The organism is Microlunatus flavus (genome assembly GCF_900110855.1).
Classification (GTDB): Bacteria; Actinomycetota; Actinomycetes; order Propionibacteriales; family Propionibacteriaceae; genus Microlunatus; species Microlunatus flavus.
In genome coordinates this window covers 249,247-275,817 of sequence record NZ_FOFA01000002.1, presented here as the reverse complement: position 1 = coordinate 275,817, position 26,571 = coordinate 249,247, and the positions used below count along the sequence as shown (strand labels likewise).

Here is a 26,571-nt window from a genome sequence, read left to right as displayed (position 1 = left end):
GGCTACGCCCAGACCTGCGTGTCGAGGAAGTCCTCGGTGGTGTCGAGGTCGGTGTTGTACGCACCGGTGGAGAGGTACTTCCAGCCGGCGTCGCAGATGATGAAGGCGATATCGGCGGGCTCGCCGGCCTTCAGCGAGCGCTGCGCCTGCGCCATCGCCGCGTGCACGATCGCGCCGGTCGACAGGCCCGCGAAGATGCCCTCGCGCTCGAGGAGCTCGCGGACCCGACGTACGGAGTCGCGGGCCCCGACGGAGAAGCGGCGGTCGACCAGGCTCGGGTCGTACAGCTCGGGCACGAAGCCCTCGTCGAGGTTGCGCAGGCCGTAGACGAGCTCGCCGTAGCGGGGCTCGGCGGCGATGATCTGCACCTCCGGCTTGTGCTCGCGGAAGAAGCGGCCGATGCCCATCAGGGTGCCGGTGGTGCCGAGGCCCGCCACGACGTGGGTCACCGTCGGCAGGTCAGCCAGGATCTCGGGCCCGGTGGTGCGGTAGTGCGCCTCGGCGTTCGCCGGGTTGCCGTACTGGTAGAGCATCACCCAGTCCGGGTGGTCGGCGGCGATCTCCTTGGCCACGCGGACGGCCTCGTTCGAGCCGCCCGCCGCGGGCGAGGAGACGATCTCGGCGCCCCACATGGCGAGGATCTGGCGACGCTCGATCGAGGTGTTCTCCGGCATCACGCACACCAGCCGGTAGCCGCGGACCTTGGCGGCCATGGCCAGCGAGATGCCGGTGTTGCCGCTCGTCGGCTCGAGGATGGTCGAGCCGGGCCGCAGCCGGCCGTCCGCCTCGGCGGCCCTGATCATCGCCAGCGCCGCGCGGTCCTTGATGGAACCGGTCGGGTTGCGGTCCTCGAGCTTGGCCCAGAGGCGTACGTCCTCGCTCGGCGAGAGCGACGGGAGCCCGACCAGCGGGGTGCCGCCGACCGAGTCCTCCAGGGAGGCGAAGCGCGTCAGAGCGCGCCGCCCGCCACGGCCGGGAGCACGACCACGACGTCGCCGTCGGCGACCGGCGACGAGAGCCCGCCGGAGAAGCGGACGTCCTCGTCGTTGACGTAGACGTTCACGAAGCGGCGCAGCGCGGCGGTGCTGTCCTTCTCGTCGACGATGCGCGCGCGCAGACCGGGGTGCCGGCCCTCGACGTCGTCGAACAGCTCGGCGAGGGTGGACCCCTGCCCGGAGACGGCCTTCTCGCCGCCCGTGTAGGTCCGCAGGATCGTCGGGATCCGCACCTCTACCGCCATGACTTGCTCTCTCTTCCGATCGATCGTTCCGCGTCAGCAGTCCGGGACTGCCCCGGTTCGAACGCCCCTGCGGGAGGGGCTATTCCGGTCCTAGTCCGTCTCGCCCTGCGGGTCGGGTGCCGGGAGGACCTCGATGTCCTCTTCCGTGACCACGCCGTCGAGGATGCGGAAGGACCGTACGGACACCGGCCCGGGCTCGCGTCCGGACTCCGCCGTCGACACCAGCACGTAGTGCGCCTGCGGCTCGGCGGCGTAGGAGACGTCGGTCCGCGACGGGTAGGCCTCGGTCGCGGTGTGGGAGTGGTAGACGACGACGATCTCCTCGTCGGCGGCCCACATCTGCTTGCTGATCTCGAGCTGCTCGGCCGGGTCGAACCGGAAGAACGTCGGCGACCGGTCGGCGTTGATCATGGGGACCAGACGCACCGGGGTGTCGGAACCTTCGGGGCCCGCGACGATCCCGCACGCCTCGTCGGGGTGGTCGGCGCGCGCGTGGGCGACCATCCCGTCGACGAGGTCCTGGCGGATCCGCAGCATGCGGCGAGCCTAGGCGGCACCCGCTCCCGGCCCGCCCGCTTCCGGCGGCTGAGACCTCTGAGCGCGGGTCGCCGACCACTCCGTGGCCCTTCGACAGGCTCAGGGAGCGTCCCCGGGAGCGCCCCCTGAGCGTCCGGGTCGAACGCCCTCAGGCCGACGGCTCCCAGCCGAGGAGCGGGGCGAGCCGGGTCGCCATGTCGGTGAGGATCTGCACGTAGTCCTCGGGCTCGAAGGTGAACGGCAGCGCGAACGCGACCTCGTCCACCGCGCGGAACGCCGGGTGGGCGGACAGCTGCTCGGCCAGCTCCTCCGACGTCCCGACCAGGTCGGGGGCGAAGAGCATCCGCGCCGGTCCCTGGGGCTCGCGCGTCCGCGCGAGCCGCGAGTCCGCGTACGCCTGGTAGCGCTCGCGCTGCTCACGCGTCGCCGTGTCAGTGGGCAGCACGACGAGGCCCTGCGAGACGCGGGCGGCCTCTCCGGCCGGGTGGGCGGCGCGGTAGGCCCGGATCTGCTCGGCCTGCAGGACGCCGAAGTCGTACGGCTCCCCCGCCGGCTGCTCGTGCTCGACCTTGAGGACGCTCGAGGTGAGGAAGTTCATGGCGTGCTCGCCGGCCCAGGTCGCCGAGCGCAGGCTCGCGCCGCCGTACCACGTGCGCTCGCGCAGGCCGGGCGACTGCGGCTGCACCCGGTCGGAGAAGACCTCGATGCCCCGGGTCCCGGTGAAGGTGCTCGCCCGCTCGCCGGCGAGGAAGCCGAGGAGCCGCTCGACGCGCGGGTAGCCGAACTCCTCGACGTCGGCCGTGTCGGGGTAGAGCGACGCCTTCACGTCGTCCCAGGCCATCGGCGGCCCGACGCTCACGCCGGGGTTGAGCCGGCCACCGGTCAGCACGTCGACGGTGGCGAGGTCCTCGGCGAGGCGGAGCGGGTTCTCCCAGCCGAGCGGGATGACCGCCGTGCCGAGGTCGATCCGCGAGGTGCGCTGCGAAGCGGCGGCCAGCACCGCGACCGGCGAGGAGATGCCGTGCTGCAGGTGCCGGTCGCGCAGCCACGCGCTGTCGAAGCCGAGCCGCTCGCCGAGCTCGATCATCTCGAGCGTGAAGGCGTGCCCGGGCCCGGGGTCGGCCGGGTCGAACAGCCCGATCGTCAGGAAGCCCAGGCGTCGCAGCGGCCGGTCCACCGCCTCATCTCCAGCCATGCGGGAACGGTATCCGCAGGCCCTGGCCGGTGGACCACGACCGGCCTAGGGTGACCACGTGGCCGGGCTCCGGAGCTGGATGGCGGGATGGCTGCGGGGGCCCGAGGCCGTGCTGGCCGACACCCTCGCGCCGTCGACGCCGCGCGTCGACGACCGGGCCGTCCTGCGCCGCGCGGCCGCGGAGGCGGTGATCCTGCAGGACCGGGCCGAGGCCGTCCTCGCCGACGTGCGGGCGCACGGCCACCTCGGCCTGATCGCGCCCCGCGGGGGGCCGCTGGTCCGCCGCTTCTTCAGCCTGCGCGACGAGCTGCCCCGGGGGTGCGCGGACCCCGACGACGAGCGGCTGCGCCACGTCATCGACGTCGCGCTCCACAGCCACGCGCTGGTGGTCTCGATGTCGATGGACCTGCTCGCCCACGAGTGGCGCTCGCAGCGCCTCGCCGACGTCGTCGGGAGGATCGAGGGGCTCGGCGCGGCGGCCGTCGCGCTGGACGCGGCGTACGCCGAGCTGTCCGCGCAGCTCCCCCACTCGCTGGCGACCTGACCACCCGCGACCCGAGGAAGACACCTGTGCCCGTCTGGATCTGCAGGACCTGCGCCGTCGAGCAACCCGACACGCCCGAGCCGCCGGCGACGTGCGCGATCTGCAGCGACGACCGGCAGTACGTGCGCCCCACCGGCCAGCGCTGGACGACGATGGCCGAGCTGGAGGCGGAGGGCCACGACGGGACGCTGGACGAGGTCGAGCCGGGGCTCCTCGGCCTCACGGTGGCGCCGGGCCTGGGGATCGGGCAGCGGGCGCTCCTCGTGCGGACCGACGCCGGCAACCTGCTCTGGGACCCCGTGGGCTACGTCGACGACGCGCTCGAGGCCGCGGTCCGCGAGGCCGGCGGGGTGGCCGCGGTCGCGTCCAGCCACCCGCACATGTTCGGCGCGCAGGTCGCCTGGGGCGAACGGTTCGACGCGCCCGTCTGGGCGCAGGAACGCGACCGGGAGTGGGTGCAGCGCGACGACCCGCGGGTGCGGAGCTGGGAGGAGACGCACGAGGTGCTGCCGGGGGTGACGCTGCACCGGGTCGGCGGGCACTTCCCGGGCAGCGCCGTGGCGCGGTTCCGGGGCGCGGACGGCGCGGTCGTGCTGCTCACCGGCGACACGGTCGCCGGGACGCCCGACCAGCACTGGGTGTCGTTCATGCGCAGCTTCCCGAACAAGGTGCCGCTCTCGGCCGCCGTCGTGCGCACCGTCGCCGACCGCGTCCTGGCGCTGGAGCCCGAGCGGCTCTACGACAACTTCGGCGGTTGCGTGCTCGCCGACGCCTCGACCTGGGTCGCGCGCTCGGCCGAGCGCTACGTCGGCTGGGTGAGCGGCGACTTCGACCACCTCACCGGGACCTGACTCAGCAGGTGCCGGGCGCGCCCGGGCAGTAGAGGACGTCGCCGCCCGCCGTGCTGGCGACGAGCGCCTCGTGGATCCGCTCCTCCGACGCGGTCGTGAGCCGGGTCCCCTTCGGCAGGACGGTGGCGGTCCCGTCCGCCCAGCCCCGCGGCGACACCCGCCAGCCGTTCTCGTTCGGGATCTCCGCGACCGTGCACGTCACGACGCCGACCACGTTCCCGTCCGCCTTCGTCCTCCCCTCGGTGCGCCACCAGGTCCGCCCGTCCCAGTGGACGGTGTCGCCGTAGTCGTCGGTCGCGTTGCTGGTGTGCGGCAGCAGCGGCGGGCACGCGGCGTCGACGACGACCGGGTCGGAACGGTGCCGCACGTACGACACCGTCGACGCCACGACGACGACGACCATCAGCACCAGGAACAGCACCATCAGCACCCGGCCACGCATGCCCCCATCCTGCGCCGAGGTGTCACCTCGCTGCCACCCGGCGTTCACCCGGTGCCCCTAGGTTCGCCGCTCGTGACCCGCCGCCCTGTCCTCCTCGGAACGCTCGCCGCCGGCCTGGCCCTGACCGCCGCCGCGACCGCCGTCCCCTCCGCCTCCGCCAAGCCGACCTTCGACCCCGACAGGGCGACCTCGCTGTCGCTCCGCGTCTACACCGAGAAGGTCTCCCCCATCGGCACCGCCGGCGGCGTGCAGGTCCGCGGCGACGGCTACGGGTCGGCGGTCGTGCCGGTCCCGGGCCACAAGAACCAGGTGTACGGGCTGACCGACCGCGGGCCGAACGTCGACGGCCCCGACGACAGCAAGATCGAACCCTTTCCCGGATTCGTCCCGTCGATCGGCAAGTTCACGCTGAAGAAGGACGGCAGCGCCAAGCTGGTCAAGCGCATCAAGCTCCGCGCGGCCGACGGCACCCCGTACAACGGCCAGGTCAACTCCCAGGCCAGCACCGGGGAGACCATCACCGACCTCGACGGGAAGGTGCTGCCCGCGTCGCCCTACGGCTACGACTCCGAGGGCCTGGTCGCGCTGAAGGACGGCACCTTCTGGGTGTCGGACGAGTACGGGCCGTTCATCACGCACTTCAGCAAGAAGGGCAGGGCGATCAGCCGCCTCTCCCCCTTCGACGGCTCGCTGCCGCGCGAGCTCGCGCTGCGCACGCCGAACCGCGGCATGGAGGGCCTGACGATCACCCCCGACGGCACGACGCTGGTCGGGATCATGCAGTCGGCGCTGACCCAGGCCGACGCGGGCAAGCCCAAGTCGGTCGCGGTCACGCGCATCGTCACGGTCGACCTGAAGACCAAGCTCACGCGCGAGTACGCGTACGTGCTCGACAACCCCAAGGAGCTCGGAACGGCGGTCAGCGAGATCGCTGCGCTGTCGTCCACCCGGTTCGTCGTCGACGAGCGCGACGGCGAGTTCGGCCCGGGCGCGGTGAAGAAGCTCTACGAGGTCGACCTCGAAGGCGCCACCGACGTCGGTCCGCGCACGAAGGCGGGCCCCTACAGCTCCGCGACCGGGGTGTCGCTCGGCGGCAAGACGCTCGAGGCCGTCGCCGGCACCGGTGACGCGGCCTCGGCGACCAGCGCGCTGACCGCGGCCGGCGTCACGTCGGTGAGCAAGAAGCTCTACCTGGACCTCGGCGCCCTCACCGACGCCGCGGCCCCGGGCGGGACCTTCTTCGACCACGACAAGATCGAGGGCGTCGCGGTGCTCGACGGCGGCCGCACGATCATCGTCTCGAACGACAGCGACTTCGGCATCGCCGAGAGCTCCGGCGACGCGGCGCCCTTCGGCCTGGTGGCCAAGACCCGCCCCGACGGCACGGTCGACGACGGGCAGCTCCTGGTCATCGACCGGCACTGACCCCCGGCTCGCGCGCCCGGCCACGCCTACGGTGGCCGGGCGCGACGACGACGGGGAGGCAGCGGTGGACGACGGGTTCCGGGTCGGTCTCGAGGGGCTCGACAGCGAGGTCACCGGCACCGAGCTCGCCACCAGCGGCACCTGGCCGGCCTGGCTGAGCGGGACGCTCGTCCGCAACGGCCCGGGCCGCTTCACCGCGCAGCCCGGCGGTCGGGGGCAGGCCGCGGAGCACTGGTTCGACGGGCCCGCGCTGCTGCAGCGCTTCACGGTCGGTGACGGGCGCGTCTCCTACGCCCGCCGCTACGTCCGCAGCCCCGCCTGGCGGGAGGCGACCGCGACCGGCGCGTTCGGCTTCGCCGAGGTCGGCACGACGCCCCCGCGCTCCTGGCCCGCCCGCGTGGCGCGGTTGGGACGTCCACCGCAGACCGGCACCAACGCCGTGGTGAACGTCCTCCGCCTCGGCGGGCGCCACATCGCGGTCACGGAGACGCCGGACGCGATCCCGTACGACCCGCTCACGCTCGAGACCGGCGATGTCCTCCGCTACACCGACGACCTGCCCGGCGACTGGTGCTGCGCGCACCCCCACCACGAGCGCGACCGCGGGCTGCTCACCGGCTTCACCGTCGAGTACGGGCGCCGCACCCGTTACCACGTGTACGAGCTCGCCGACGACAGCCTCGAGCGTCGCCTCGTCGCGACCGTGCCGACCGACCGCCCGTCGTACATGCACTCCTTCGCCCTGACCACCGACCACGTCGTGCTCGTCGAGTACCCGCTCGTCGCCAGCACGCCGTCGCTGCTCGCCGGACGCTCCATCGTCGACAGCCACGTCTGGCGCCCGGACCGCGGGACCCGCTTCACGGTGGTCGAGCGCGCGAGCGGGGCGGTCGTCTGCCGCACGACCGCCCCCGCCTTCTTCTGCTACCACCAGGTGAACGCGTTCGACGACGGCGACGGCGCCCTGCTCGTCGACCTCCCGTCGACCGGCGGCGAGCAGGCGCTGCACCAGTTCGACCTCGCCGCGCTGCGCGGACCCGGTCCCCGCAACCCGGCCGGCGAGCTGCGGCGCTACCGCGTCCCGCTCGACGGCGGACCCGTCACCTACCGGCTGCTGAGCGCCACCCCGCTGGAGTTCCCCGCCCTCGCCTACGACGAGCGCCTCGGCCGGCCGTACCGCTTCGTCTACGGCGTCGGCACCCCGGAGAGCCTGACGACGACGTTCTCCGACCGGCTCGTCAAGGTCGACGTCGAGGACGGCCGGAGCCGGACCTGGGCGCAGCCGGGGTGCTGGCCGGGCGAGCCGGTGCTGGTGCGCGACCCGACGAGCGCCGCCGAGGACGCCGGGGTGGTGCTCTCCGTCGTGCTGGACTCGCGGCGCCGCCGGTCGTTCCTGCTCGCGCTCGACGCGGGGACGTTCCGCGAGGTGGCCCGCGCCGAGGTGCCCGACGTGCTGCCCCTCGGCTTCCACGGGCAGTGGTAAGACGACTGAGCGGTCCCGGACCGGTCTCAGAACGGTTCGCCGTCCGGGCCCCGAGCGGCCAGGCGGTCCAGGAGCAGGCGCAGCGGGGCCCAGCGCTCCCGCCCGAGCCGGGTGACCGCGTACGCCCGGAGCCGGACCGCCGGGTCGCGCAGCTCGACGAGGCTGATGCCCTCGCGCACGCGGCGCCCGGCGGGGAGCAGGGCGACCCCCTGCCCGGCCAGGACGAGGTCCTCGACGAGGTCGAGGCTGTCGATGCGGTGCCGGACCCGCGGCACGAAGCCGGCGAGGGACCCGAGCGTCCGCACCACGTCCTCGTCGGCCGTGTTGCGCGAGTTCACGATCCACGCGTGCGACGCCCAGGCGGCCAGGTCGTGCCCCGGCGGACTGGTTCCGGCGGGGACGGCGAGCGCCCAGGACGTCGTCCACAGCGCGACCGCGGCCATGGTGGCCGGCACGGCCACCGGCGCGAGGTTGTAGTCGTAGGTCAGCACGAGGTCGAGGTCGTCGGCGGCGAGCAGCGCGAGGGCCTCGGCCGGCTCGTACTCGCCCACGGAGACCCGGACGGCCGGGTGGGTCCGGGCCAGGTCCGCCATCACCGGGAGCAGCGACGCGCGGATCCCGGTCGCGAAGCCCCCGACCCGCACGGTCCCCGACGGTTCCGCCGCGGGGTCGAGGTCGACCCGCGCCGCGTCGACGGCGGCCAGGATCGTCACGGCGTGGTCGGCGAGCCGGCGGCCGGCCGGGGTGAGCCGGACGCGTCGCCCGTCCGGCTCGAGCAGCGGTGTCCCGACCTCGCGGGCCAGCGCGGCGACCTGCTGCGACACCGTCGACGTGGTCAGCGCGTGCGTCTCCGCGACCGCTCGCATCGAGCCCAGGCGGGACAGCTCGAGCAGCAGGTGCAGCCGGCGCAGGTCCATGACGCCAGTGTCCACGACCGTTCACGCTACGTGAACGGTACGTCCAGCGATCCGACGTGGACGCGAAGGGTCTCGTCGGTCTTCACTGGTCGGCATGACCACCGCCGCCTCGTACGCGATCCCGGGCCAGGCACGCCGGGGCGCGCTGATGGCCACCGCCTCGATGCTCTGCGTGCAGCTCGGCCTCGCCGTCTCGGTGACCCTCATCGACCGGGTGGGGGCCGAGGGCGCGGCCTGGCTGCGCCTGGTCTGGGCGGGCGTCGTGCTGCTGCTCGTCGCGCGTCCGTGGCGCGCCCGGCTCAGCCGGGCCGCCTGGGGCGCGGCCGTCGGCCTCGGCGTCGCGACGGCGGCGATCACGCTGCTCTTCATGGCCGCGGTGGCCCGGCTGCCGCTGGGCACCGCGAGCGCGATCGAGTTCCTGGGCCCGCTCGGCGTCGCCGTGGCCCGGGGACGCGGGACCGGACGGTTCGTGTGGCCCGTCCTCGCCGCCGCCGGCGTGCTCCTGCTGACCGAGCCCTGGGCGGGCACGGCCGACCCCGTCGGGGTGGCCTTCGCGCTCGCCGCCGCGTGCGGCTGGGCGGCGTACATCCTGCTCACGCAGCGCGTCGGCGACCAGGTGCAGGGCCTCACCGGGCTCGGCGTCTCGATGCCGGTCGCGGCGCTGGTGGCCACGCTCACCGTCGGTCCGTCGGTGGTCGGCCGGATGACGCCGGAGCTCCTGCTCTACGGCCTGGGCCTGGCCCTGCTGCTGCCGGTCGTGCCGTTCAGCCTCGAGCTGCTGGCGCTGCGGCGGCTGAGCACGGCGGCCTTCGGCACGCTGATGGCCCTCGAGCCGGCCTTCGCGACCCTGGTCGGGCTGGCGCTCCTGGCCCAGGTGCCCGGGCCGCCGGCGGTGGTCGGCATCGTGCTCGTCGTGGTCGCCGGCGTCGGCGCCGAGCGCACCGGCGACCGTTCAGCGGATGCCGCTGCGGGCGAACCCCTGCACGAAGTAGCGCTGGAAGACCAGGAACAGCACGACCATCGGCGTGACGTTGATCAGCGCGAAGGCCATGGTGGCGCCGTAGTCCGGCCCGAACTGCCCCTGCAGGTAGAGCAGCCCGATCGGTAGCGTGAAGAGCCGGTTGTCCTGCAGCGCGATCAGGGGCCAGGCGAAGTCGTTCCAGCTGCCGAGCAGGCTCATGAAGAACAGCACGGCGACGAGCGGCTTCGACAGCGGCAGCACGATCCGGGTGAGCACCCGCCAGTGCCCGGCCCCGTCGATCCGGGCGGCCTCGACGAGGTCGCGCGGGATCGACAGCATCGACTGGCGCGCCAGGAACAGCCCGAACGCCGACGCCGCCGTCGGCAGGATGACGGCCCAGTAGCTGCCGTAGAGGCCGAGGGCCGTCACCAGCCGGAACAGGGCGACCATGATCACCTGCACCGGCAGCGTGAGCGTCGCCAGCGCGGTCAGGAACAGCGCCGACGACCCGCGGAAGCGCAGGTGCGCGAAGGCGTAGCCGCCGAGCAGGTTGACCACCACCGTGATGACCGCGGTCGTGAGCGCGATCGACACCGAGTTGCCGAGCCACGTCAGCACCGGGAACGACGAGAGGACCCGGTCGAAGTTCTCCGTCGTGAGGGCCCGCGGCCACAGCCGGAGCTCCCCGCCGAGCAGCTCGCTGCGCGACGACAGCGCGACGACGACCATCCAGTACAGCGGCGCGACGACCACGACGCAGACCACGACCGCCGCGAGCAGGCGCAGCACGAGGAGGCCGCGACGGCTCCGGGAACGGTGGCGGCCCGGTCGCCGGCCGGGCCGGTCGCTGCGGGTCTCGGCGACGGCGTCGGCGGCACCGGGCGGTTCGACGGAGATGCTCATCCCACGCTCCTCACTCGACCACGTCCCGGCTCCGGTTGCCCCGCCACTGCAGCAGCGTGAACGCCATGGTGAGCACGAGCAGCACCATCCCGATCGCGGCCGCGTAGCCCTGGTCGCGGACCTCGAAGCCGGTGTCGTACGCGTACGTCACGAGCACCGACGTCGCGTTGCGCGGGCCGCCGCCGGTGAGGACGAAGACGATGTCGAAGACCTGGAAGCTGAAGATCACGTTGATGATCAGCAGGAAGAAGGTCGACGCCCCGAGCAGCGGGAAGGTCAGGTGCCGGAACTGCTGCCAGCGGTTGGCGCCGTCGAGCGTCGCCGCCTCGTACAGGTCGGGCCCGATCCCCTGCAGCCCGGCGAGGTAGATCAGCATGTTGAAGCCGACCCGCCACCACAGCGTCACGAGCACGACCGACGCGAACGCGGCCGCGCTCCCGGACTGCCAGGGCACGGCCGGCAGGCCGACCGCGCGCAGCAGCAGGTCGAGCAGGCCGGTGTTCTCGTCGAACACGAGCACGCCGAGCAGTGCCGTCGCGACGCCCGAGATCGCCATGGGCAGGATCAGCACCGAGCGGAACACGGGCCGGGCCGGCAGGACCGTGTTCAGCAGCACGGAGGCCCCGAGGCCGAGGGCCATCGACAGCGGCGTGACCAGCACGGTGAACGCCGTCGTGTTGACCAGCGAGCGCCAGAACAGCGGGTCGCCGACCAGCGTGGCGTAGTTGGCGAGGCCGGCGAAGGTCCCGCCGCCGAACCCGTCGGTTCGCTGCAGGCTGATCACCGCCGCGCCGACGAGGGGCACGAAGACGAACAGCCCGAGCAGCAGCAGGTTGGGGCTGAGCAGCAGGTACGCCGCCCGCGCCTCCCCGCGCGCCTGGCGCGAGCTCACGCGCCCGTCGCCCCGGCGATGCCCTGGCTCAGGCCGGCGATCGTGTCCTCGGTCGACCGGCCGCCGACGAAGGCCTGCTCGAGCTGGTCCTTGAGCACGGTGATGATCTTCGACATCGAGGGCGACGCGACCTGGCCGGAGTCGCTCGCGCGCACCTGCCGGGCCTGGCCCAGGAAGACCTTGGTCAGCTCGCCGCGGACGTCGAAGGTGATCCCGTCCTGCACGAGGTCGGCCCGGGTCGGCAGCAGCGACGCGCCGACGCAGAAGGTCTTCTGCTGCTCGGCCTCGGTGGCGAAGGCGAGGAACCTCGCGGCCAGGCCCGGGTCCTTGGCCTTCGCCGTCGCCACCAGGGCGTTGCCGCCGAAGTCGCCGCCGCCGCGGACCTTGCGCGGCGCGTACGTGGCGCCCCACTCGAAGGTCGCGGTCTTGTCGGCGTCGGGCAGCATGAACGCCCCGCCCCAGACCATCGCCGAGGTCTGGGAGTACCAGGTGTCGGCGGCGTACGTCGTCGACTTGACCGAGTCGTTCGCGGGCACGAGCTTCTCGGTGAAGAAGCGCTTGCTGAGGTCGACCGCGGCGCGGCCGGCGGCGGAGTCGATCGCGGGGCTCTTGAGGTCCTCCGCCAGGAAGCGGCCGTCGGCCTGGAAGAGCAGGCTCAGCCAGCGCGTGACGCCGTTGCCCTGCCAGTTGTAGGCCATCGGGTACTTCGCGCCGGGCAGCGAGGAGCGCAGCCTGCCGGCCACCTGGAGCAGCTGGTCCCAGGTCCAGGCGCCCTCGGGGGTGGTCGGCACCGAGGTGACGCCGGCGGCGTCGAGCAGCGTCTTGTTGTAGAGGATCACCGAGGTGTCGGTGTGGTGCGGGACGCCGTACGGCTTGCCGCCGTTCTGCACCGCCGCCCACGCCTGGTCGGTGAACCGGCCGGAGAAGTCCTGCGCGAGGTGCGGCGTCAGGTCGAGCAGCTGGCCGGCGCCCGCGTAGCTGCCGAACGTGTAGTACGGCACGCGGAAGACGTCCGGCGGGTTGCCCGCCTGGATCTGCGCGTCGATGTTGCTGAACATCTGCTCGTACGGGACGGCGTTCAGGTCGACGGTCGTGCCCGGGTTGGCCTGCTGGAAGGCGGCGATCACCGAGCGGAAGCCGGCGAGCTCGGCGTCGGTGCCCCAGGTGGTGAAGCTGAGCGTGCCGGCGGCCTGCGAGGCCTGCGAGCCCGCGGGGGCGAACCCGCCGCAGGCCGCCAGCCCGAGCGGTGCGGCGAGCGCGGCCGAGCCGGCGAGGAAGCGGCGTCGGGTGAGGTCCATGGGGAGGTGCTCCTGCCCGGGAGGAGTCGACCGGCGGGTGGCCCGTGGACGGCGGGTGCCGTCGGGGGTCAACCGACGTCATTCCTCGTGGAGGGGCTGCGCGGTTGCAGAAGTCACTGTTTTGTCACACGCTCGTGCTAGCGTCCCGCCCTTCGCCCGGAGCACCGGGCCGCTCTGCCCGGAGGCCTTCTTCACGTGACCGCGTTCCGCTTCGCCGTGCTGGGGACGGGTTCCGTCGCCCGCGCGTTCGCCCTCGGGCTGCGCGCCAGCGACCACGTCGAGGTCGGCGCCGTCGGCTCGCGCACCCCGGCCCGGGCGCAGGAGTTCGTCGACGCGCTCGGCCTCGGCTGCCTCGCCACCGACCACGCCGGCGTTCTGGGCTCCGACGTGGACGCGGTCTACATCGCCACCCCGCCGAGCACCCACCGCGACCTCGCCCTCGCCGCCCTGGCCGCGGGCAAGCCGGTCCTGGTGGAGAAGCCCTTCGCGACGGACGCCGCGCTGGCCCGCGAGGTCGTCGAGGCGGCCCGGTCCGCCGGGCTGTTCTGCATGGAGGCGCTCTGGACGCGTTTCCTGCCCCTCGTGCGCGAGGTGGACGCGCTGCTCGCGCAGGGCGCCATCGGCGACGTCACCGGCGTCACGGGCAGCTTCGGCAACGCCGACGTGGTCGCCCCGCACCTGCTCGACCCGGCGCTCGGCGGCGGCGCGCTGCTCGACCGCGGCGTCTACCCGCTCTCCTTCGTCGTCCGTGCGCTCGGGCGCCCCGAGTCGGTCTCCGCCCAGGCCGTCCTCGGCCCCACCGGCGTCGACGAGGAGACCGCCGCGGTCCTGCGCCACCCCGGTGGCGGCCTCTCGACCGTGCACGCCAGCCTGCGCGGCGAGCTCGGCAACGACCTGCGCTACACCGGCACCAGGGGCAGCCTCTGGGTCCGCGGCCCGGCCTACCGCCCCGCCTCGGCGGTCCTCGTGCGCGGCGGCGAGCGGACCGCGGTCGAGCCCGCCGGGGCGCCCGCCGCGGACGGCGTCGCCGGAGCGGGTCCGCTGGACTCGCGCTGGGCGCACGGCCTGCGCCAAGTCGTCGGCCTCCTGCCCCCCGCCGTCCGTGCCCGCACGGTCCCGCTGGTGCGGCGCTACGCCGGCAACGGCTACCACTACCAGGCGGAGGAGGTCGCCCGCTGCGTACGGCTGGGCCTCCTCGAGAGCCCGGTGATGCCCGTCGACGAGTCGCTCGCGGTCATGGAGACCGTCGACCAGATCAGGGCTGCCGCCGGCCACCGCCCTGACCGTCCCGCCTGATCCACCGAGAACCCCTGAGCAGGAGCCACATGAGAATCGCCGTCGTGGGTTGCGGTTATGTCGTCGACGACTACCTGCGCACCCTCCCCGAGCACCCCGAGATCACCCTCGTCGGGGTGACCGACCTCGACGAGAGCCGCTCGCGGCGCGTCGCCGCGCGCTACGGCGTCCGCTGCTTCGCCACCACCGAGGAGCTCCTGGCCGACCCCTCGGTCGAGCTGGTCGTCAACCTGACCCACCCGCAGACCCACCACGAGATCAGCCGCGCGGCGCTGCTGGCGGGCAAGCACGTCTACAGCGAGAAGCCGCTCAGCCTGGCCGCCGAGGACGCGCAGGACCTCGCCGCCCTCGCCCGCGAACGGGGGCTCATGCTCTCCGGCGCACCCTGCAACCTGCTCGGCGCGAGCTGGGCGGCGGTGCGCCGCCTCGTCCGCGACGGGGCCATCGGGCGTACGCGGGTGATCTACGCCGAGCTCGACGACAACCCGATCTACCTCATGCACCCCGAGGAGTGGCGCAGCGAGTCGGGCACGCCCTGGCCGTTCAAGAACGAGTACGAGGTCGGCTGCACCCTCGAGCACGCGGCGTACCACGTCGCCGCGCTCGCGGCCCTGTTCGGGCCGGTCCGGGAGATGACGAGCTTCGCCTCCTGCCTGGTCCCCGACAAGTCGCCGGTCCCGCTCGACCCGCCGACCACCCCCGACTTCTCGGTCGCCTGCCTCACCTTCGACAACGGCGTGGTCGCCCGCCTGACCTGCAGCATCGTCGCCACGTACGACCACAAGGTCCGCCTCATCGGTGACGAGGGCGAGGTCGTGCTCGACGAGGTCTGGCACAACCGTTCGCCGGTCAGCCTCGAGCGCTTCGGCCAGATGAGCCTCAACGCGCGCAAGCTGCGGGCCGTGCGGCACAACCCGCTGCTCGGGCGCCTGGTCGGCGTCGGCGGACGGAACGTCCGCTACGACGTCCCCGCCCCGGTGCAGGCGTCGGAGCCCGAGAGCCAGGCCCCCCGCGGGCGCGGACTGTCCTTCACGACGCGCCTCAAGGGCGCGCTGCGCCGCCGCCAGATGACCTCGCTCGACTTCCTGCTCGGGATCTCCGACATGGAGCAGGCCCGGCGCGAGGGTCGCGACCCGCTCATCACGCCGGAGTTCCTCCTGCACGTGAGCGAGGTGACGCTGGCGATCTCCTCCGGCGACTCGGAGCCGCGGACCATCGTGCCGCCGCACTCGTTCACCCCGCTGGCGCTCGACCGCGAGGAGGGCACCGCCTGGCGCCCCGCCGAGCCGGGTCCGCTGGCCGCGGTGACCGACCGCGTCCTGGTCGCGCTGCACCGTCGCGGCGGCGGTTCCGGGGACTCGCCCTCCGCGCACCAGCCCGGTGCGCACGGCACCGAGGTGGGCGCGGGCTCGCGCTGACGAGCTCCTAGAGCCTGGCCCGCAGCAGCGGCCAGGTGAGCGCGAAGCCCGGGTGGAGGTGGAGCCGGTCGACCTCGTCGACCACCACCCAGGCCAGCGCCTCGGACTCGGCCTCGACGACGAGCTCGACGTCGTGGACCAGCTCGGCGAGCACGGTGGTGTAGCTCCAGCCGCCGTGGTCGTCGACGTACGGGTCGCCGGTGACGCGGACCGCCGTGGCGGGGACCTCGGTCTCCTCGTGCGCCTCGCGCAGCGCCGCGGCCACCGCGTCCTCGTGGCTGTCGCGCGCGCCCCCGGGGATGCCCCAGGTGCCGCCGTCGGCGGTCCACTGCGCCCGGTGCTGCAGCAGCACCGCCGGCCGGCCGGGGCCCCGGCGGTCGAGCACCAGCAGGCCGGCCGCGCCGTAGCGTCCCCAGTGACGGTGGCCCTGGTCGTCGACCGTCCAACCGTTCCCGTCGTGCAGCATCAGCGGACCCGGCGCGGCGTCACAGGGCCCCGACCATCGTCTCCTGCGCGAAGCCGAGCCAGTCGTAGACGCTGACCATGTAGCTGCGCGGGTCCTGCTCGTCCAGCTGGGAGAGGTGGTCGGCGGACTCGGCGTCGGTGATCCCGAGCCGGGTCGCGACGGCCAGCCGGACGCCGGTGAGCGTACGCAGCCAGGCGTCGACGTGCTCGGGGACGACCTTCAGGTCGCTCGAGCCGTGGTCGGTCGCGGCCAGGTCGTCCAGCACGACGGTGGCGTCGGCGACCTTCTTCGTCCGCAGGCCCCGCTCGGTGAAGCGGCGGAAGTCCGACGACGCGTCGGCGTCGTGCGGGTAGGCGTTCGGGAACATCCGCCGCAGGACCGGGTCGTCCGGCACCTCGGGGTCGTCGGGGTCGACCGCGAGGTCCTTGGCCAGGGCCTCGAACGGGTCGGCGTCCTCCCCGGGCGGGGCGAAGCCCTCCGGCTCGCCGTCGGAGACCAGCTCCACGACCTGGCGCACCAGCGAGGTCAGCAGCTCCACCTCGTACGCGCTGAGCGCCGTCGTGAGCACCCCGCGCCGGCGGCTGAACTTCTTCACTCCTCCGCCTTGTCGAGCGTCGCCCACAGGCCGTACTCGTGCATCGCGGTGACGTCGCGCTCCATCGCCTCGCGGCTGCCGCTGGAGACGATCGCCTTGCCCTCGTTGTGCACCTGCATCATCAGCCGCTCGGACTTCGCCTTCGGGTAGTGGAAGTAGGTCGAGAAGACGTGCGCGACGTAGGACATGAGGTTGACCGGGTCGTCCCACACGATCGTCACCCAGGGGACGTCGGGGACGACCTGCTCGAGGGGCCGCTCGGCGACCGCGGTCCCTCCGGCGGGCGTCACGCTGGGCGCTCCGGTCTCCGACACGCTCTCCATCATCGCAGGGTGGAGGCCCTCACGCCGGTCCCCGCCCCCGCACCCGCGCTCCCGCCGCCTCGTACGCTGACGCGCGTGAGCGAGGGTGGAACGACGTCCGGGCTGCCGGGTGACCTGCAGGGGGAGGCGCGTCGCGCGCGCTTCGGGCCCCGTGAGGCGCCGACGACGGCCCTGCTGACCGACCAGTACGAGCTGACGATGCTCCGCTCGGCCCTGCAGGCCGGCACGGCGGAGCGCCACTCGGTGTTCGAGCTCTTCGGCCGCCGGCTGCCCGACGGGCGCCGCTACGGCGTGGTGGCCGGCGTCGGCCGGGCGCTGCGGGCGCTGCGGCAGTTCCGCTTCGACGACGAGTCGCTGACCTTCCTCACCGAGGCCGGCGTCGTCGACGACGCCATCGCCGCCTGGCTCGCGGGCTTCGCGTTCCGCGGGCAGGTCTGGGGCTACCCGGAGGGCGAGATCTACTTCCCCGGCTCGCCGCTGCTGGTCGTCGAGGGGACGTTCGCCGAGTGCTGCGTGCTGGAGACGCTGCTGCTCAGCATCTACAACCACGACTCCGCCATCGCCTCCGCCGCCTCCCGCATGACGCTCGCCGCGGACGGGAGGCCGTGCGTGGAGATGGGCTCGCGCCGCACCCACGAGCTGGCCGCGGTCGCCGCCGCGCGCGCCGCGTACGTCGCCGGCTTCGACGCGACGTCGAACCTCGAGGCGGGACGGCGCTACGGCGTCCCGACCACCGGAACGGCCGCGCACTCCTTCACGCTCCTGCACCACGACGAGCGCGAGGCGTTCACCGCGCAGCTGGCCGCCCTCGGCGAGGCCACGACGCTGCTCGTCGACACCTACGACGTCGAGGACGCCGTCCGCCTCGGCGTGGAGCTGACCCAGGGCCGCCTCGGCGCGGTCCGCCTCGACTCCGGCGACCTGTCCGCGCTCGCGGTCCGGGTGCGCGCGCTGCTCGACTCGCTCGGCGCCGAGCACACCCGCATCGTCGTGACGAGCGACCTCGACGAGCACGCGATCGCGTCGCTCTCGGGTGCACCGGTCGACAGCTACGGCGTGGGCACCGCGCTGGTCACCGGCAGCGGCGCCCCGACCTCGGGCTTCGTCTACAAGCTCGTGGCCCGCGCCGACTCCGACGACCCCGGCGCCCCGCTGGTCCCGGTGGCCAAGAAGAGCCAGGACAAGGTGTCAGTCGGCGGGCGCAAGTACGCGCTGCGGCGCGTCGACCCCCGTGGCGTGGCCGAGGCCGAGGAGATCGGGGTCGGCGCTCCTCCGCAGGACGACGGCAACGACCGCGCGCTGCTCGTGCCGCTCGTCCGCGGCGGGGAGATCATCGGCGAGGAACCGCTGGAGGCGGCCCGCGCGCGGCACGCCGCCGCCCGCGCCGAGCTCCCGCTCGAGGCCCGCAAGCTGTCCAAGGGCGAGCCGGTGATCCCGACCCGGTTCGTGGGCGCCGCCGCTCCGACCGCCAACCCGTACGCCCGCCAGGGAGGCCCGCGATGAGCACCTGTCCCGAGTCCGGAGAGCAGGACCGCAGCCGGCGCGCGCTGGTCGTCGTCGACACCCAGAACGACTTCTGCGAGGGCGGCTCGCTGGCCGTCGCGGGCGGGCTCGCGGTGGCGGCACGCGTCAAGGAGCTGCTCGGCACCGATCACGGCTACGACCTCGTGGTCGCCACCCGGGACCACCACATCGACCCGGGCTCGCACTTCTCCTCCCACCCCGACTACGTCGACTCCTGGCCCCCGCACTGCGTGGCCGGGACCGAGGGCGCCGAGCTGGCCCCGCCGCTGGCCGTCGACGACTTCGACGCCGTGTTCGACAAGGGCGAGTACGCCGCCGCCTACTCCGGCTTCGAGGGCCACGACGCCGAGGGGACAGGTCTGGGCGCGTGGCTGGGCGCGCACGGCGTCGGGCAGGTCGACCTGTGCGGCATCGCCACCGACTACTGCGTACGGGCCACCGCCCTGGACGCCGCGGCCGCCGGGCTGTCCCCCGTCGTCCTCGTCGGCCTGACCGCAGCCGTCGCGCCCGAGCGGGTCGGCGACACCCTCGACGCCTGGCGCTCGGGCGGCGTCACGGTCCGCGAGGGCTGAGCCACGAGCCCGGCGAACGGCGGCGAGCCGACCCTGCAGGTCACGCACGACGAGGGCCGCAGGGCCTTCCTCGAGGCGCTCGACGGCTTCGTCGCGGCGGTCGAGCCGCTCGACGACCACGCCCTGCTCGCGGCGTCGCGCTGCTGGGGCTGGGCGGTCGTCGACGTAGTCACCCACGTGCGGTCCGGGCTCGACGAGGTGGCGGCGGCGCTGCTCGGCGTCGGGTCGGCGCCCCGCAGGCCGGACCGGGACGCGGCCACGTACTGGTCCGAACCGCCGCCGGGCGGTTCCGACGACCCGGTCGCGCGCATCGTCGCCATCCGCCGCCTCGGGTCGGCCAGCCGACGGCCGGTCGGCGCGGTCGCGCAGCTGGTGGCGGTGGCCGCCGCGCTCCGCACCGGCGTCGACCGCGTCGAGGACGCGACGCTCGGGTTCCAGGGCCGCGTGCTCACCACGGGCGACTTCCTGGCCACCTGGGCGGTCGAGCTCGCCGTCCACCAGCTCGACCTCGCCCGCGACCTCGCGGTGCCGTCGCCACCGGCGCGCGCCCTGGCCCTGGCGCGGCAGACCGTCGAGGCGCTCCTCGGCGACCGGCTGCCGGGCGACGACGACGCCGGCGCGGTGCTGCTCGCCACCGGACGGCGGGCCGCGACGGCGGACGAGCTGCGGACGCTGGGCGCCGGCGCGGAGCGCCTGCCGCTGCTCTGAGCCCGCCGGGCAGACTCTCCGCCATGGAGGTCTTCCGCGGACTGCTGCACGACGCCTCAGGGGCCGGGGCGGCCACCCACCGCGCGCTGCGCGACGGTCCCACCGGCTGGGCGCTCGGGCCGCTCGTCGTGCCCGACGACCGGCTGTCGACCCAGGACGACGACGTCGACCTGAGCGTGGTCGTCGCCGGCGGCGCCGGGTCGCTCACCGCGCTCGCGCGTCGCGCGGGGTCGCTCCGGCTCGTGGCGGTCGAGAGCGTGCTGCGCGACCTCGACGACCTGCCCGGCAACGCCGGCCGCGTGGTCGCCGCCGCGGCGGACCTGCCGGACGGGGTCGACGTGCACGTGGGCCTGCCCGACGGGCGCGGGTTCGTCGAGGCGGTCGAGGTGGTCGAGGCCGCGGGTCTCCTCGGACGCGTCGACCTCGCGCCACCCGGCGCCGCCACCCGGCTGTCCGTGCTGGTCGAGGCCGACCTGGCCTTCAAGGCGACCGGCCTGGGCGCTGACGCCTACGGGCCGTACGGGCTCGTCGGCCTGCTGATGGCGGTCGAGGCCCTCGTCGACGGCGCCGACCCCGAGGACGCGGAGGCGCTCCTCGCCCACGTCGAGCCCGCCCGGGCGACCGCCGGCCTCGGCGGCTGGGACGCCGCCACCCAGGCCCGCGTCCGGCGCCGGCTCCGCGGTGCGGACGTCGTCGACCCGGGCCCGACCCTCGACACGCTGGGCCGGGCCGGGCTCCTGTAGCGCGGGCACGGTCCGCTCCCGCCGACCACTCCGGGCCCTTCGACAGGCTCAGGGAGCGTTCGCGGCGAGGCCCTTCCACAAGCTCCGGGAGCGTCGCGGAGAGGCCCTTCCACAAGCTCAGGGAGCGTCGACGGGCCTCAGGGAGCGCCACTCGTCAGCGCAGGCGGACGACCTGCGTGCGCGCAGCGAGGTCGTGCAGGGTCTGGCGCTTCGGGTGCCACAGGGGCAGCAGCACGTCGGCGACGGTGAGCAGCGTGAAGGGGAACACGCCGAGCGCGCCGGGCAGCACCCAGATCAGGGTGCGGGTGAGCACCCGCGGCCACTCGAGCGGGCCGGGGGCGCGCCCCTCGTCGAGGCGGACGACCCGCAGGCCGCAGGCCAGCATCCCCACGGTCGCGCCACGCAGGCGCAGCAGCGGCAGGTGGTAGGCCAGGCCCACGGCGAGGCCGATGAGCACCAGGAGGAGCTGGTCGGTCCCGCTGAGCATCGCGGCGAAGTTCGGGGTGGGGGGCGGCGTGGTCGAGCCGGCCTGCGCCGCGCGGAACGTCTCGCCCCAGTAGGCGCCCACCGCCCGGACGAGCTCGGTGTAGAAGGGCAGCGACAGCAGCCCGGTCACGACGCCCACCAGGACCGCGTCGACGAGCCCGGCGAGCGCCCGCCACCACCAGCCGGCCAGGGGCACGCCGTCGGCGGTCGTCGCCGCCTGGCGCGAGACGCCGGTCGACCGCACCCCGTAGCCCGTCGCGGGCAGGGCCGCGTACGCGCCGGGCGCGCCGACGGGCTGCGGTGCAGGAGCCTGGGGAGGTCGCTCGGCCGCGCGCGTGTTCCGCGACCACTGCCAGCCGTCCCAGTAGCGTTCGCGCGACCGGTCGAGCGGGTCCGGGTACCAGCCGCCGGGAGCGGCGTGGCGGCCCGGCGGGGCCGGAGGTGAGCCCACCGGGATGTCAGACATGGGCGCCATCCTAAGTTGCGCCACCTGTGGGACCGATTCCAACCAGGCGGGCACGATCTCCCGCCTGGAGGCCGCGGATACCGATCCGATAACGAACATTCGGGCAACACGCGCAGACGTCTGGTCACCTGAGGGTCTGTTCAGATATACCTGTCCTCGCAAGGGCAGCCGGTGGGGTCTGCGGGAACGAGGATGCCGACGAGGCGCCGCGCTCCCCCGGGTCTCGAGGGCTGCCGTCCCGCACCGGAGCAGCCCTGCTGACGCCGTGCGGGGTCCCCGTCCGGAGTCAGAGAGGTTTTCCCAGATGCGCGTGACGTCCAAGGTGCTCGCCGCCGTCGGCCTGTCCACCGTGCTCGCCGCGACCGCCGCGTGCAGCGGCGCCGGCGGTGCCGGAGGTGTCGGAGGCGGCGGTGGTGGTGGTGGTGGAGGCGCCGACAACTCCATCAACGTCCTCATGGTCAACAACCCGCAGATGCTCGCTCTGCAGAAGCACATCGGCGAGTTCACCAAGGAGTCCGGCATCACGGTGAACTTCACCGTCAAGCCGGAGAACGACATGCGCAACCAGGCGCAGCAGGAGTTCGCCAACCAGTCGGGCCAGTTCGACGTGGCGACCCTGTCGAACTTCGAGATCCCGTTCTACTCCAAGAACGGCTGGCTCACCTCGATGGACGACATCGGCGCCTACAAGAGCGACACGGCCTTCAACCAGGCCGACATCTTCCCGTCGATGACCAACTCGCTCAAGGGTCCGGACGGCAAGCTCTACGGCGAGCCGTTCTACGGCGAGTCGTCCTTCCTCATGTACCGCAAGGACATCGCCGACAAGGTCGGCGTGAAGTTCAACGAGACCCCGACCTGGGACGAGGTCGCCGCGGCCGCCGCCAAGATGGACGGCGCGGAGTCGGGCATGAAGGGCATCTGCCTGCGCGGCCTCCCCGGCTGGGGCGAGGTCTTCGCGCCGCTGACCACCGTGGTCAACACCTACGGGGGCACCTGGTTCGACAAGGACTGGAACGCCCAGGTCAACGCGCAGCCGTTCAAGGACGCCACGACCTTCTACACCAACCTGGTCAAGGAGCACGGCGAGGCGGGCGCGGCGCAGGCCGGTTTCGCCGAGTGCCTGACGGCGACCACCCAGAGCAAGGTCGCCATGTGGTACGACGCCACCTCCGCCGCGGGCTCGCTCGAGGCGCCGGACTCCCCCGTCAAGGGCAAGATGGCCTACGTCCAGGCCCCGGTGAAGGAGACCAAGTCGTCCGGCTGGCTGTACGCCTGGTCGTGGGCGATCGAGAAGAAGAGCCAGAAGGCCGACAACGCCTGGAAGTTCATCTCCTGGGCGTCCTCGCAGAAGTACGAGGAGCTCGTCGGTGCGCAGGACGGCTGGGCGACCGTGCCCGCCGGCAAGCGTGAGTCGACGTACAAGAACGCCGACTACGTGAAGGCGGCCTCCGCCTTCGCCGAGCCGACCCGCAAGGCGATCGAGTCGGCCGACCCGACCAACCCGGGCGTGCAGCCGCGCCCGACCGTCGGCATCCAGTTCGTCGACATCCCGGAGTTCACCGACTTCGCCACCAAGATCAGCCAGGACGTCTCCGGCGTGATCGCGGGCAAGACGAGCGTCGACGACGCGCTGAACAACGGTCAGAAGCTCGCGCAGGCCGCGGGCGACAAGTACAAGGGCAAGTAGCTCGCACGAGGTCGGGTCGTGCCGCGTCCAACTCAGGCGCAGCACGACCCGGCCTCGCCCTCGTCCGGCGCCTGCCGATCCGGCGCCCCACCCGAGCCACCGAGGAGCACGCATGGCCACCGCCACCGCCACGCCGTCGGCGCCGCCCCGCGCCGGTCAGCCGAAGAAGAGCAAGCAGCCCCAGCCGAGCTTCGCGGAGCGCTGGGGCGACAAGAAGGGCTGGGCGCGGCGCGTGCCGCTGCTGCCTGCCCTGGTGTTCGTCGTGATCATGACCCAGCTGCCGTTCCTGGCGACGATCATCATCTCGTTCACCAACTGGAACGCGAACTACCCCGACGAGATCGCCTTCGGGACGCTGCAGAACTTCAAGACGGTCTTCACCGACGCGAGCCTGCGCTCGAGCGTCTTCTTCACCATCCTGCTGACCGTCACCGTGGTGCTGGTCTCGCTCGCCTTCGGCCTCGGCATCTCGCTGCTGCTGAACCGCAACTTCATCGGCCGCGGCGCCGTCCGCACGATGATGATCGCGCCGTTCCTCGTGGTGCCGGTCGCCGCCGCGCTGCTGTGGAAGCACGCGCTCTACAACCCGGAGTACGGGCTCTTCAACGGCCTGCTCACCCAGGTCTTCGGGGCGAACGCGCCGCAGCCGGACTGGATCACCGACGTCCCGCGGCTGGCGATCATGGCCGAGCTGATCTGGCAGTGGACGCCGTTCATGACGCTGATCCTGCTGGCCGGCCTGCAGTCGCGCCCCGGTGACGTGCTCGAGGCCGCGTCGGTCGACGGCGCGAACGCGTGGCAGACCTTCGCCAACATCACGATGCCGCACATGCGCCGCTACCTGGAGCTCGCCGGGCTGCTCGGGACGATCTACATCATCCAGCAGTTCGACTCGGTCTTCACCCTGACCGGAGGCGCGTACGGCACGGCCAACCTGCCGTACACCGTCTACCAGACGCTCTACAACGCCCAGGACTACGGGCTCGCCTCCGCCCAGGGCGTGATCGTCGTGATCGGCACGATCATCATCGCGACCTTCGCCCTGCGCACCGTGTCCAGCCTGTTCGAGGAAGGCAACTGATGACGACCGCGCTCGCCGCCAACCCGTCCAAGACCGCTGCCACCCGGCGGGCGTCCAACGCCCGCGCGCGTCACCTCGGCTCGCGACGCGCCAACGTCGCCCTCGGGCTGCTGGCCTGGGTGATCGGGATCATCTTCGTGTTCCCGGTCGTGTGGATGGTCCTGACCAGCCTGCACTCCGAGATCGACGCGGCCACCAACCCGCCGAGCTTCTTCGCCCCGCTCACCCTCGACGGCTACCGCGAGTTCTTCGGCGCCTCCTCGGGCGCGAGCCCGTGGCCGCCGCTGATCAACTCCGCGACGGCCTCGATCGTCTCGACGATCGTCGTCATCCTGCTGGCGATCCCCGCGGCGTACGCGCTCAGCGTCAAGCCGGTCCAGAAGTGGACCGACGTCATGTTCTTCTTCCTGTCGACCAAGTTCCTGCCGGCGGTCGCGGGCCTGCTGCCGCTCTACCTGATCGCCCGCACGCTGGGCGTGCTCGACAACATCAACTTCATGGTCATCCTGTACGCGGCCATGAACCTGCCGATCGCGGTGTGGATGCTGCGCAGCTTCCTCGCCGACATCCCGGTCGAGCTGTTCGAGGCCGCCGCGCTCGACGGGGCCGGCCTGATCCGCACGCTGCGCAGCGTCATCGTGCCGATCATCTCCCCCGGGATCGCGGCCACCGCGCTGATCTGCTTCATCTTCAGCTGGAACGAGCTGCTGCTGGCCAACACCCTGACCAGCATCGTGGCGCAGACCGCCCCGGTCTTCCTGACCAGCTTCGTCACCTCGCAGGGCCTGTTCCTGGCCAAGGTGTGCGCGGCCGCCACCGCGGTCTCGCTGCCCGTGCTGATCGCGGGCTTCGCGGCCCAGGACAAGCTCGTGCAGGGCCTGTCGCTCGGAGCGGTCAAGTGACGGCGACCAGCACGGCGGTCAAGCTGTCCGCGGGCACGGTCGGCTCGCTCGACGTCCCCGGGCCGTCGTACGACCGCAGCCAGGTCACGACCGGGATCGTGCACTTCGGGGTGGGCGGCTTCCACCGCGCGCACCAGGCGATGTACCTGGACCGGCTGATGAACGAGGGCAAGGCCCTCGACCTCGGCATCTGCGGCGTGGGCGTCATGCCGTTCGACCTGCGCATGCGCGACGCGCTGGTCTCCCAGGACTGCCTCTACACCCTCGTCCTCAAGGACGCGGACGGCAGCTGGGAGCCGCGGGTCATCGGCTCGATCGTGGAGTACCTGTACGCCCCCGACGACCCCGAGGCGGTGATCGAGAAGATGGCCGACCCGGCCACCAAGATCGTCTCGCTGACCGTCACCGAGGGCGGCTACAACTTCTCCCCCGTCACCGGGAAGTTCGACGCCACCAACCCCAAGGTCGTCGCGGACCTCCAGGCCGGCGCCGCCCCGCAGACGGTCTTCGGCCTCGTCACCGAGGCCCTGGTGCGGCGCCGCGATCGCGGCGTCGTGCCGTTCACGATCATGTCCTGCGACAACATCCAGGGCAACGGCCACATCGCCGCCGAGGTCTTCACCGCGTACGCGCGGCTGAAGGGCGAGGCGTCCGGGGACGCGGGCCTGGGCGACTGGGTCGCCGAGCACGTGGCGTTCCCCAACTCGATGGTCGACCGCATCACCCCGGTCACCACCGACGAGGACCGCGCGCAGGTGGCGGAGCGCTTCGGCATCGACGACGCGTGGCCGGTGGTGTGCGAGCCCTTCACGCAGTGGGTGCTGGAGGAGCGCTTCACCGACGGGCGCCCGCCGTACGAGGAGGTCGGCGTCGAGGTCGTGCCCGACGTCGAGCCGTACGAGCTGATGAAGCTGCGGCTGCTCAACGCGAGCCACCAGGCGCTGTGCTACTTCGGCTACCTCGCCGGCTACCGGCTGGTGCACGAGGTGTGCCAGGACCCGCTGTTCGCGACGTTCCTGCTCGACTACATGAACCGGGAGGCCACGCCCACCCTCCAGCCGGTGCCCGGCGTGGACCTCGACGTCTACAAGCCGCAGCTGATCGAGCGGTTCAGCAACGCGGGCGTGCGCGACACCGTCGCGCGCCTGTGCGCCGAGAGCTCGGACCGCATCCCGAAGTGGCTCGTGCCCGTCATCAAGGAGAACGTGGCCTCCGGGCGCGACGTCAGCCTCTCGGCGGCGATCGTGGCCAGCTGGGCCCGCTACGACGAGGCGGTCGACGAGCAGGGCGAGCCGATCGAGATCGTCGACCAGCTGGCCGACAGCCTCAAGGCCCTCGCCCAGCAGCAGCAGGACGACCCGCTCGCCTTCGTCAAGAACACCGACCTCTTCGGCGACCTCGCCGAGCAGGAGACGTTCACGAAGCCGTACCTGGCGACCCTCGCCTCGCTGCACGAGCACGGTTCCCGGGCGACGCTGGAGAACCTGGTCGCGAACGCCCGCTGAGGGTTCCTGGCGTGGCGCGGGCCCGTGCATTTCACGACATCGTGAAATGCACGGGCTCTGCGCACTCTGCAGGGCGGGAAGAGCACGAGGAACCTGAGGCAAGCGGCG

General features: G+C 73.1%; 27 protein-coding genes and 1 pseudogene. 15 read left to right on the top strand and 13 right to left on the bottom strand.

The window, feature by feature from the left end; genetic code table 11:
• Positions 1 to 2 precede the first annotated feature (2 nt).
• The 4 genes from BMY04_RS05680 to BMY04_RS05665 form a co-directional block, all read right to left on the bottom strand.
• A complete protein-coding gene (locus BMY04_RS05680; protein WP_091178172.1) occupies positions 3 to 953 on the bottom strand; it encodes a PLP-dependent cysteine synthase family protein in 951 nt (316 codons plus the stop codon).
• The gene (locus tag BMY04_RS05675; RefSeq protein WP_091178171.1) at positions 950 to 1,240 is read right to left on the bottom strand and encodes a MoaD/ThiS family protein; all 291 of its coding nucleotides are present in this window, start codon (positions 1,238 to 1,240) and stop codon (positions 950 to 952) included. Before BMY04_RS05675 ends, BMY04_RS05680 begins: the two co-directional genes overlap by 4 nt.
• 90 nt (positions 1,241 to 1,330) lie before the next feature.
• Positions 1,331 to 1,777, bottom strand: a complete 447-nt coding sequence (locus tag BMY04_RS05670) for a M67 family metallopeptidase (RefSeq protein WP_091178170.1) — start codon at positions 1,775 to 1,777, stop codon at positions 1,331 to 1,333.
• 148 nt (positions 1,778 to 1,925) lie between these two features.
• The gene (locus tag BMY04_RS05665; RefSeq protein ID WP_091178169.1) at positions 1,926 to 2,972 is read right to left on the bottom strand and encodes an LLM class flavin-dependent oxidoreductase; all 1,047 of its coding nucleotides are present in this window, start codon (positions 2,970 to 2,972) and stop codon (positions 1,926 to 1,928) included.
• A gap of 58 nt (positions 2,973 to 3,030) precedes the next feature.
• On the opposite strand from BMY04_RS05665, the gene BMY04_RS22660 reads away from it, so the two are divergent.
• Positions 3,031 to 3,516, top strand: coding sequence for a hypothetical protein (locus BMY04_RS22660; protein ID WP_091178168.1), 486 nt, complete (start codon positions 3,031 to 3,033; stop codon positions 3,514 to 3,516).
• A gap of 26 nt (positions 3,517 to 3,542) precedes the next feature.
• Positions 3,543 to 4,367, top strand: a complete 825-nt coding sequence (locus BMY04_RS22655) for an MBL fold metallo-hydrolase (RefSeq protein WP_170854014.1) — start codon at positions 3,543 to 3,545, stop codon at positions 4,365 to 4,367.
• Position 4,368: 1 nt separating this feature from the next.
• Here BMY04_RS22655 and BMY04_RS05650 read toward each other — a convergent pair whose 3' ends face one another.
• The gene (locus BMY04_RS05650) at positions 4,369 to 4,809 is read right to left on the bottom strand and encodes a hypothetical protein (RefSeq protein WP_139209762.1); all 441 of its coding nucleotides are present in this window, start codon (positions 4,807 to 4,809) and stop codon (positions 4,369 to 4,371) included.
• 72 nt (positions 4,810 to 4,881) lie between these two features.
• On the opposite strand from BMY04_RS05650, the gene BMY04_RS05645 reads away from it, so the two are divergent.
• Positions 4,882 to 6,234, top strand: coding sequence for an esterase-like activity of phytase family protein (locus BMY04_RS05645; RefSeq protein ID WP_198409959.1), 1,353 nt, complete (start codon positions 4,882 to 4,884; stop codon positions 6,232 to 6,234).
• A 64-nt stretch (positions 6,235 to 6,298) separates the two neighbouring features.
• Entirely contained in the window at positions 6,299 to 7,717 is a 1,419-nt protein-coding gene (locus BMY04_RS05640) for a carotenoid oxygenase family protein (protein ID WP_170854013.1), read from the top strand.
• A gap of 26 nt (positions 7,718 to 7,743) precedes the next feature.
• Here the strand turns inward: BMY04_RS05640 and BMY04_RS05635 are convergent, their stop codons facing one another.
• Positions 7,744 to 8,649, bottom strand: coding sequence for a LysR family transcriptional regulator (locus tag BMY04_RS05635; RefSeq protein WP_232506127.1), 906 nt, complete (start codon positions 8,647 to 8,649; stop codon positions 7,744 to 7,746).
• Positions 8,650 to 8,728: 79 nt separating this feature from the next.
• Between BMY04_RS05635 and BMY04_RS05630 the strand changes: the two genes are divergently transcribed.
• Positions 8,729 to 9,742, top strand: a complete 1,014-nt coding sequence (locus tag BMY04_RS05630; RefSeq protein ID WP_198409958.1) for an EamA family transporter — start codon at positions 8,729 to 8,731, stop codon at positions 9,740 to 9,742.
• Here the strand turns inward: BMY04_RS05630 and BMY04_RS23225 are convergent.
• From BMY04_RS23225 to BMY04_RS05615, 3 genes and pseudogenes are all read right to left on the bottom strand, one after another.
• A pseudogene (locus BMY04_RS23225) lies at positions 9,671 to 10,324 on the bottom strand (carbohydrate ABC transporter permease); the annotation flags it as partial. The gene BMY04_RS05630 and the pseudogene BMY04_RS23225 sit on opposite strands and share 72 nt — an antisense overlap.
• A 184-nt stretch (positions 10,325 to 10,508) precedes the next feature.
• Positions 10,509 to 11,390, bottom strand: a complete 882-nt coding sequence (locus BMY04_RS05620; protein WP_091178163.1) for a carbohydrate ABC transporter permease — start codon at positions 11,388 to 11,390, stop codon at positions 10,509 to 10,511.
• The gene (locus BMY04_RS05615; RefSeq protein ID WP_091178162.1) at positions 11,387 to 12,688 is read right to left on the bottom strand and encodes an ABC transporter substrate-binding protein; all 1,302 of its coding nucleotides are present in this window, start codon (positions 12,686 to 12,688) and stop codon (positions 11,387 to 11,389) included. The genes BMY04_RS05620 and BMY04_RS05615 overlap by 4 nt, the downstream gene beginning before the upstream one ends.
• Positions 12,689 to 12,883: 195 nt before the next feature.
• Between BMY04_RS05615 and BMY04_RS05610 the strand changes: the two genes are divergently transcribed.
• Together BMY04_RS05610 and BMY04_RS05605 are read left to right on the top strand one after the other, a co-directional pair.
• Positions 12,884 to 13,984 (top strand): Gfo/Idh/MocA family protein, encoded by a 1,101-nt coding sequence (locus BMY04_RS05610; RefSeq protein WP_091178161.1) that lies wholly within the window; start codon positions 12,884 to 12,886, stop codon positions 13,982 to 13,984.
• Positions 13,985 to 14,013: 29 nt separating this feature from the next.
• Complete coding sequence (locus tag BMY04_RS05605; protein WP_091178160.1) at positions 14,014 to 15,402, top strand: Gfo/Idh/MocA family protein; 1,389 nt, start codon at positions 14,014 to 14,016, stop codon at positions 15,400 to 15,402.
• A 7-nt stretch (positions 15,403 to 15,409) separates the two neighbouring features.
• Here BMY04_RS05605 and BMY04_RS05600 read toward each other — a convergent pair whose 3' ends face one another.
• Genes BMY04_RS05600 through clpS form a run of 3 tightly spaced genes read right to left on the bottom strand, consistent with a single transcriptional unit; the run spans position 15,410 to position 16,786 of the window.
• Positions 15,410 to 15,868: an NUDIX hydrolase gene (locus tag BMY04_RS05600; protein WP_091178159.1), complete on the bottom strand. Its 459-nt coding sequence runs from the start codon at positions 15,866 to 15,868 to the stop codon at positions 15,410 to 15,412.
• A gap of 19 nt (positions 15,869 to 15,887) precedes the next feature.
• Complete coding sequence (locus BMY04_RS05595) at positions 15,888 to 16,463, bottom strand: DUF2017 domain-containing protein (protein WP_170854012.1); 576 nt, start codon at positions 16,461 to 16,463, stop codon at positions 15,888 to 15,890.
• Positions 16,460 to 16,786, bottom strand: a complete 327-nt coding sequence (gene clpS / locus BMY04_RS23030; RefSeq protein WP_198409957.1) for an ATP-dependent Clp protease adapter ClpS — start codon at positions 16,784 to 16,786, stop codon at positions 16,460 to 16,462. The genes BMY04_RS05595 and clpS overlap by 4 nt, the downstream gene beginning before the upstream one ends.
• A 114-nt stretch (positions 16,787 to 16,900) precedes the next feature.
• Here clpS and BMY04_RS05590 point away from each other — a divergent pair, with 114 nt between their 5' ends.
• Genes BMY04_RS05590 through BMY04_RS05575 form a run of 4 tightly spaced genes read left to right on the top strand, consistent with a single transcriptional unit; the run spans position 16,901 to position 20,333 of the window.
• Entirely contained in the window at positions 16,901 to 18,289 is a 1,389-nt protein-coding gene (locus tag BMY04_RS05590; protein ID WP_269766203.1) for a nicotinate phosphoribosyltransferase, read from the top strand.
• The gene (locus tag BMY04_RS05585; RefSeq protein ID WP_091178156.1) at positions 18,286 to 18,882 is read left to right on the top strand and encodes an isochorismatase family protein; all 597 of its coding nucleotides are present in this window, start codon (positions 18,286 to 18,288) and stop codon (positions 18,880 to 18,882) included. Before BMY04_RS05590 ends, BMY04_RS05585 begins: the two co-directional genes overlap by 4 nt.
• A 33-nt stretch (positions 18,883 to 18,915) precedes the next feature.
• Positions 18,916 to 19,590, top strand: a complete 675-nt coding sequence (locus tag BMY04_RS05580; protein WP_091178155.1) for a maleylpyruvate isomerase N-terminal domain-containing protein — start codon at positions 18,916 to 18,918, stop codon at positions 19,588 to 19,590.
• A 23-nt stretch (positions 19,591 to 19,613) separates the two neighbouring features.
• Positions 19,614 to 20,333, top strand: a complete 720-nt coding sequence (locus BMY04_RS05575) for a hypothetical protein (RefSeq protein ID WP_091178154.1) — start codon at positions 19,614 to 19,616, stop codon at positions 20,331 to 20,333.
• Positions 20,334 to 20,487: 154 nt separating this feature from the next.
• Here the strand turns inward: BMY04_RS05575 and BMY04_RS05570 are convergent, their stop codons facing one another.
• A complete protein-coding gene (locus BMY04_RS05570) occupies positions 20,488 to 21,285 on the bottom strand; it encodes an RDD family protein (protein WP_170854011.1) in 798 nt (265 codons plus the stop codon).
• A gap of 304 nt (positions 21,286 to 21,589) precedes the next feature.
• On the opposite strand from BMY04_RS05570, the gene BMY04_RS05565 reads away from it, so the two are divergent.
• From BMY04_RS05565 to BMY04_RS05550, 4 genes are all read left to right on the top strand, one after another.
• A complete protein-coding gene (locus tag BMY04_RS05565) occupies positions 21,590 to 22,975 on the top strand; it encodes an extracellular solute-binding protein (RefSeq protein ID WP_091178152.1) in 1,386 nt (461 codons plus the stop codon).
• A 112-nt stretch (positions 22,976 to 23,087) separates the two neighbouring features.
• A complete protein-coding gene (locus tag BMY04_RS05560) occupies positions 23,088 to 24,056 on the top strand; it encodes a carbohydrate ABC transporter permease (RefSeq protein ID WP_091178151.1) in 969 nt (322 codons plus the stop codon).
• On the top strand, positions 24,056 to 24,958 hold the full coding sequence (locus BMY04_RS05555; RefSeq protein ID WP_091178150.1) for a carbohydrate ABC transporter permease: 903 nt from the start codon (positions 24,056 to 24,058) through the stop codon (positions 24,956 to 24,958). Before BMY04_RS05560 ends, BMY04_RS05555 begins: the two co-directional genes overlap by 1 nt.
• Positions 24,955 to 26,463: a mannitol dehydrogenase family protein gene (locus tag BMY04_RS05550; RefSeq protein ID WP_091178149.1), complete on the top strand. Its 1,509-nt coding sequence runs from the start codon at positions 24,955 to 24,957 to the stop codon at positions 26,461 to 26,463. The genes BMY04_RS05555 and BMY04_RS05550 overlap by 4 nt, the downstream gene beginning before the upstream one ends.
• Positions 26,464 to 26,571: the final 108 nt, after the last annotated feature.

Coding starts and splice junctions, on each gene's coding strand:
- BMY04_RS05650 (WP_139209762.1), bottom strand. CDS start 4,809: ATGCGTGGCCGGGTGCTGATGGTGCTGTTCCTGGTGCTGATGGTCGTC.
- BMY04_RS05600 (WP_091178159.1), bottom strand. CDS start 15,868: ATGCTGCACGACGGGAACGGTTGGACGGTCGACGACCAGGGCCACCGT.
- BMY04_RS05575 (WP_091178154.1), top strand. CDS start 19,614: ATGGAGGTCTTCCGCGGACTGCTGCACGACGCCTCAGGGGCCGGGGCG.
- BMY04_RS05565 (WP_091178152.1), top strand. CDS start 21,590: ATGCGCGTGACGTCCAAGGTGCTCGCCGCCGTCGGCCTGTCCACCGTG.
- BMY04_RS05615 (WP_091178162.1), bottom strand. CDS start 12,688: ATGGACCTCACCCGACGCCGCTTCCTCGCCGGCTCGGCCGCGCTCGCC.
- BMY04_RS05555 (WP_091178150.1), top strand. CDS start 24,056: ATGACGACCGCGCTCGCCGCCAACCCGTCCAAGACCGCTGCCACCCGG.
- clpS (WP_198409957.1), bottom strand. CDS start 16,786: ATGGAGAGCGTGTCGGAGACCGGAGCGCCCAGCGTGACGCCCGCCGGA.
- BMY04_RS05630 (WP_198409958.1), top strand. CDS start 8,729: ATGACCACCGCCGCCTCGTACGCGATCCCGGGCCAGGCACGCCGGGGC.
- BMY04_RS05670 (WP_091178170.1), bottom strand. CDS start 1,777: ATGCTGCGGATCCGCCAGGACCTCGTCGACGGGATGGTCGCCCACGCG.
- BMY04_RS05665 (WP_091178169.1), bottom strand. CDS start 2,972: ATGGCTGGAGATGAGGCGGTGGACCGGCCGCTGCGACGCCTGGGCTTC.
- BMY04_RS05675 (WP_091178171.1), bottom strand. CDS start 1,240: ATGGCGGTAGAGGTGCGGATCCCGACGATCCTGCGGACCTACACGGGC.
- BMY04_RS05585 (WP_091178156.1), top strand. CDS start 18,286: ATGAGCACCTGTCCCGAGTCCGGAGAGCAGGACCGCAGCCGGCGCGCG.
- BMY04_RS05570 (WP_170854011.1), bottom strand. CDS start 21,285: ATGTCTGACATCCCGGTGGGCTCACCTCCGGCCCCGCCGGGCCGCCAC.
- BMY04_RS05605 (WP_091178160.1), top strand. CDS start 14,014: ATGAGAATCGCCGTCGTGGGTTGCGGTTATGTCGTCGACGACTACCTG.
- BMY04_RS05560 (WP_091178151.1), top strand. CDS start 23,088: ATGGCCACCGCCACCGCCACGCCGTCGGCGCCGCCCCGCGCCGGTCAG.